Source organism: Actinosynnema sp. NPDC059797, from assembly GCF_042732085.1.
Classification (GTDB): domain Bacteria; phylum Actinomycetota; class Actinomycetes; order Mycobacteriales; family Pseudonocardiaceae; genus Actinosynnema.
Genome location: NZ_JBHWIE010000449.1, coordinates 1 through 5,177, shown reverse-complemented (window position 1 = coordinate 5,177; position 5,177 = coordinate 1). Strand labels below are relative to the sequence as shown.

The window sequence follows — 5,177 nt, the reverse complement described above, 5'->3', positions numbered from 1 at the left end:
GTTCAGGTCCGGCTGGCGGCGGTCGAACAGGTGCAGGTAGTACTCGCCGGTCGCCTCGTCCAGCGTCCAGGTGGGACCGGAGAAGAACGATTCCCAGTTGGTGGGCTCCGCGCCGGGCTGCCCGGCCTCGAACCCTTCGCGCGGCGGGCGCCACCAGTACCAGTCGCGCTTGGGGTTGTGCTTGGAGGAGCGGGACTCGACGAACCAGGGGTGCTCGTCGGAGGTGTGGTTGACGACCAGGTCCATCACCAGCTTCATGCCGCGGGCGTGGGTCTCGGCGAGCAGGCGGTCGAAGTCCGCCAGCGTGCCGAACGCCGGGTCGATGGCGTGGTAGTCGGAGATGTCGTAGCCGTTGTCGGCGTGCGGAGAGGCGTAGACCGGCGACAGCCAGATCACGTCGACGCCCAGCCGTTCCAGGTGGTCCAGCCTGGTGATCAGGCCGGGCAGGTCGCCGACGCCGTCGCCGTCGGAGTCGGCGAAGCTGCGCGGGTAGACCTGGTAGACCACGGCGGAGGTCCACCAGGGGGCGGTGTCCACGGTGGTGGTCGCCGTCTGCTCGAGAGTCATGTGCGTCCTTCGTGGGGTGTTATTTGACCGCGCCGAGGTTCACGCCGCGCATGAGCGTGCGCTGGAAGAGCAGGAAGAACACCAGTGCCGGCAGGATGCCCGCCAGCGACGCGGCGGCCAGGGCGGTGGGGTCGCTGGTGTACTGGCCGCTCAACGCGCCCAGCGCGACCGACACGGTCTGGTTGTCCGCCGAGGGCAGCAGCACCAGCGGCAGGAAGAAGTCGTTCCAGGTCCAGATGAAGAAGAACGTCATCAGCACCGCCATCGTCGGCCTGGTCAGCGGCAGGACCACCAGCCGCAACACCTGGAACCGGCTGGCTCCGTCGAGCCTGGCGGCCTCCAGCACCTCGGGTGGGAAGGTGCCCAGCACGGAGGACAGCATGTAGGTGCCGAACGCGCTCTGGAGCACGGCGAGGATGATGATGACGCCGGTCATGGTGTCGTAGAGGCCGAGGTCGCGGGTGAGCACGAACAGCGGGTAGACCAGCGCTTCCTGCGGGATGGTGAACGCGAGCATGAACAGCGCGAGGATCCACACCCGGCCCCGGATGCGGCCGATGCCGATGGCGAACGCCGACAGCAGGCTCAGCGTGACCGCGATCAGGGCCACGCTGCCGCTGATGACCGCGCTGTTGAGCAGCTTGCGGTTGAAGTCCACGCCGCCCCAGAAGTCGACCAGGGCGGAGAAGTCCAGCTCGGTGGGCAGCGAGACCGGGCCGTTGGCGATGTAGTCGGGCGCGGGCTTGAACGCGTTGATGATCGCGATCCAGAACGGGAACAGCATCAGCAGGCCGACGCCGGCGACCAGGGCGAGCACCACCCAGCCGCTGACACCGCGCTTGCGGCGCTTGACCCTGTGCACGACGGGCGCGGGCGGGGGCGTCACGGTCACGGCCGGCTTCTCCAGGCTATCCACGGCCATCTTCGAACCCTTCGGAGTTGCGGGTCTGGTAGCGCAGCAGCGCGACCGCGACGACCGAGATCATCAGCGCCAGCACGGAGGCCACCGCGGCGCCGTAGCCGACCTTGGTGGTGGTGAAGAAGTTGGAGAACGAGAAGTAGGCGGGCACGATCGTGCTGGTGCCCGGCCCGCCGCGGGTGAGCACGAAGATCGGCGCGAACACCTTCAGCGCCGCCACCGAGGTGGTGATCAGCACGACCGCGATCTCCGGCCGGAGCTGGTTGAGCGTGATGGTGCGGAACTGCTGGAGCCAGGTCGCGCCGTCGAGTTCGGCGGCCTCGTACAGCGCCGGGTCGACCCGGGACAGCCCGGCCATGAACACCACCACGGTGTAGCCGATCTGGAGCCAGACCAGCACGTTCATCACCGCGTAGAGGGCCAGGTCGGAGTCGCCGAGCCAGTTCTGCGCCAGGCCGCCGAGCCCGAGGTCGCGCAGGGTGGTGTTGATGATCCCGTACTGGGGTTGGTACATCCACTTCCACAGCACGCCCGCCACCGCGATGGGCAGGATCTGCGGCAGGTAGTAGGTGGCGCGCAGGAAGCTGGCGACCTTCGACCCGAACTTGGGCGAGATGTAGTTGAACAGCACGGCCGCCACCACCACGCCGATGGCGGTCGGGAGGATCGCCATGGCCACGATGAACGCCACGCTGTGCCGGAACGAGGCCCAGAACAGCGGGTCGCCCAGCAGCCGCTGGTAGTTGTCGAACCCGATGAACACCGGGTCGCCGACACCCCGGAAGGAGGTGAGGCTGTACCAGAGGTTCATCCCGAAGGGCACGGCGACGACGGCGAGGAACCCGACCGCACCGGGCAGGATGTACCACCAGTAGCCACCGCGGCGTTCGGACGTGCTCCTGCGCCGCACGGCGGTGAGCGAGGACATGGCGATCCCTTCCCGGGCAGTTACGCGGACGGCTTGCCGGCGTCGTAGGCGGCCTTGATCGCCTCCACCACCTGCTGCGGGCTCGCGTCACCGCCGACGAGGTCGGTGGTGTTGGCCAGCAGCACGTCGTTCAGCCCGGCCACCGGCCAGTCGGGGTACCAGGCCAGGCTCCCCTTGTCGCCGGAGAGCAGCTCGGTGAACCGGTCGCCGACCAGCAGGCCCATCGCCGAGCTGGCCGCACCGGGCTCGGCCGCGACCGGCACGCCGCCCTTGTCGGCCAGGAAGTTCTGCACCTCGGGCCGCTGGGTGATCTCCAGGAAGTCGTAGGCGAGGTCCTTGTTCTTGGCCTTCGCGGGCACGACCCACAGGTTGCCGCCCGAGCCCAGGTGCAAATTGTTGCCGGGGAACAGGAACTGGCCGGTCTGGAACGTGGGCTGCTCGGCGATCTGCCCGGACCACCAGGTGCCGGAGACGAACATCGGGTACTGGCCGGCGATGAACGCGTTGCCCGCGTCCTGGGCCGGGATGCCGGTGGAGTCGGTGCTGATGTACTTCTTGTCCACCCACTCGCGCATCGTCGTGGCGGCCTTCTCCCAGGCCGACCAGTCCGGTTCGCCCTCGAACCGCTGGTAGGCGGCCAGGGACTTCTCGTCCATGTGGGCCAGGGCCAGCGAGTACAGCAGGTGCGTGCCGGGGTAGTCGGCCGAGCCCAGCGCCAGCGGCGTGACGCCCTTGTCGGTGAAGGTCTTGAGCGCGTTCTCGAACTCGGCCAGGGTGGTCGGCACCTGCACGTTGTTGCGGGCGAACAGGTCCTGGTTGTACCAGACGCCGACGTACTCGCCGTAGTTGGTGATCCCGTACCGCTTGCCCGAGCCCATCAGCCCGTTGTCGTCGTAGAGGCCGACGTCCTGGGCGGTGTTGTCCAGCTTCCAGCCCCGGCTGGAGGCGACCTCGGTCAGGTCGGTGAGCAGGCCCGCCTTGGCCACCACACCGGCGGTGGCGTTGCCCTTGAGGTACTCCAGCACGTCGGGGGCGTCGTCGGAGTCCAGGATGAGCTGCCCGGACTGCTGCATCTGCTCGTAGGTCTTGAGCTCCTGCTTGACCGTGACGCCGGGGTGCTCCCGCTCGAAGATCGAGACGGCCTGCTTCCAGGCGGCCGACAGCGCGCTGTCGTCGGTCTCCCACCACCACACCTTGAGCGTGTTCGGGTCCCCGGAGTCACCCCCGCTCGAACACCCGGTCATCACCAGCGCCAAGGCGGCGGCCACCGCGGTGGCCAGCCGTAGGGGGTGCTTGCGCATGTCGGTCCTCCAGAGTCGCGACGGCGGCGTCGCCTACCGGGGTTTTCTTTGTCGCAACATTAAGGGCGATGTGACTGTAACGCGTCAACCCGCAGCTAGTCACGTTTTTGTCACGCAGGAGGTCTTGTCAGGCAGTTTCGCGGCGGTACTATTGCGTTCCGGTTACCCCCGACCTCGACGAGGAGCGCACGGTGCTCGACGCCGCCTCACCCTGGGCACCCCTGCTGCCCTCCGCCCGCCGCGTGACGCTGGAGGTCCTGCTCCACGGCCCGCTGGCCCGGTCGGAGCTGGCGGATCGGCTGGGCCTGTCGACGGCGAGCCTGACCCGGTTGACCAAGCCGCTGATGGACGCCGGGCTGCTGCGCGAGGTGACCACGCCGAGCCTGCGCGGCGGCGGCCGGCCGTTGCAGCCGCTGGACGTCGACCCCGACGTGCAGCGCTTCATCGGCATCAAGCTCGCCGGGTTCCGCGCCTACGGCGTGCTGACCAACCTGCGCGCGGACATCCTCGACAGCGCCTCGGTCGAGATCGCCGAGCACGACGTGGAGGCGGTCGTGGCCAGGATCGCCGAACTGGTCACGTCACTGGACGACCCCGGCCGGCCGGTCGCCGCCGTCGGCATCGGCATCGGCGGCGTGGTCCACGACTTCGCGCGCGTCCAGCGCGCCGTGTTCCTGCACTGGAAGGACGTCGACCTCGGCGCGGCGGTCTCCCGGGCGACCGGCAGGCCGACGGTGGTGTCCAACGACCTCGACGCCCTGCTGGAGGCCGAGCACTGGTTCGGCGACGGCCGCGACGTGGACAGCTTCGCCGTGCTCACCATCGGCGCCGGCGTCGGCGGCGGCCTGGTCATCCACGACCGCCTGGTCGGCGGCCCGGACTCCGGGCTCGGCCTGCTCGGCCACTTCCCCGTCGACCCCCTCGGCCCGATCTGCCCCGAAGGGCACCGCGGCTGCGTGAAAGCCCTGCTCACCACCGATGCCATCCAGTCGCAGGCCGCCCTGACGCTGGGACGGCCCGTCACCTACGACGAGGTGCTCGACCTCTCCGAAACGGGCAACGCCGTCGCCGACCAGATCGTCGGCAGGGCGGCCCACGCGTTCGGCACGCTGATCGCGGCCGTCGCCAACATCGCCCAACCCGAGCGGATCATCCTGACCGGTGAGGGCATCCGCCTCGCCCAGGTCGCCGAAGCACGCGTGCGGGCCGCCATCGCCCAGTCGCGCCACCCCGAGGCGTCGCCGATCGACCTGCGGTTCATCAACGACGACCCCACGCTCTGGGCCCGCGGCGCGTCCGCCGTGGCGATCCAGCGCACCGTGCTGGCCGTGCTGCCCCTGCGGGCGGGCTGACCCCGCCACCTCGCGATCCCCGAGCAGGTCAGGGACCAGCCCGGTCGTGCCGCCCCTCGTGGACCTGCGGGCCCGATGAGCAGCGGGCGGGGGCACCAGGTCCATAGTAC

The 5,177-nt window shown here is 69.5% G+C and carries 5 protein-coding genes; 1 reads left to right on the top strand and 4 read right to left on the bottom strand.

The window, feature by feature from the left end; translation table 11 throughout:
- The 4 genes from ACFV4N_RS39490 to ACFV4N_RS39475 form a co-directional block, all read right to left on the bottom strand.
- The coding region (locus tag ACFV4N_RS39490; protein ID WP_499677803.1) for an alpha-amylase family glycosyl hydrolase at window positions 1–567 on the bottom strand (567 nt) is incomplete at its 3' end.
- Between the two features lie 19 nt (window positions 568–586).
- A complete protein-coding gene (locus ACFV4N_RS39485; protein WP_499677802.1) occupies window positions 587–1,489 on the bottom strand; it encodes a carbohydrate ABC transporter permease in 903 nt (300 codons plus the stop codon).
- On the bottom strand, window positions 1,476–2,414 hold the full coding sequence (locus tag ACFV4N_RS39480; RefSeq protein ID WP_499677801.1) for a carbohydrate ABC transporter permease: 939 nt from the start codon (window positions 2,412–2,414) through the stop codon (window positions 1,476–1,478). The genes ACFV4N_RS39485 and ACFV4N_RS39480 overlap by 14 nt, the downstream gene beginning before the upstream one ends.
- A 20-nt stretch (window positions 2,415–2,434) precedes the next feature.
- The gene (locus ACFV4N_RS39475; protein ID WP_499677800.1) at window positions 2,435–3,715 is read right to left on the bottom strand and encodes an ABC transporter substrate-binding protein; all 1,281 of its coding nucleotides are present in this window, start codon (window positions 3,713–3,715) and stop codon (window positions 2,435–2,437) included.
- 191 nt (window positions 3,716–3,906) lie between these two features.
- Here ACFV4N_RS39475 and ACFV4N_RS39470 point away from each other — a divergent pair, with 191 nt between their 5' ends.
- Entirely contained in the window at window positions 3,907–5,067 is a 1,161-nt protein-coding gene (locus tag ACFV4N_RS39470; protein ID WP_499677799.1) for an ROK family protein, read from the top strand.
- The last annotated feature ends 110 nt before the right edge of the window (window positions 5,068–5,177 follow it).

Excerpts from the sequence above, each read along its gene's own strand:
- ACFV4N_RS39485 (WP_499677802.1), bottom strand. The coding sequence starts at position 1,489 with ATGGCCGTGGATAGCCTGGAGAAGCCGGCCGTGACCGTGACGCCCCCG.
- ACFV4N_RS39480 (WP_499677801.1), bottom strand. The coding sequence starts at position 2,414 with ATGTCCTCGCTCACCGCCGTGCGGCGCAGGAGCACGTCCGAACGCCGC.
- ACFV4N_RS39475 (WP_499677800.1), bottom strand. The coding sequence starts at position 3,715 with ATGCGCAAGCACCCCCTACGGCTGGCCACCGCGGTGGCCGCCGCCTTG.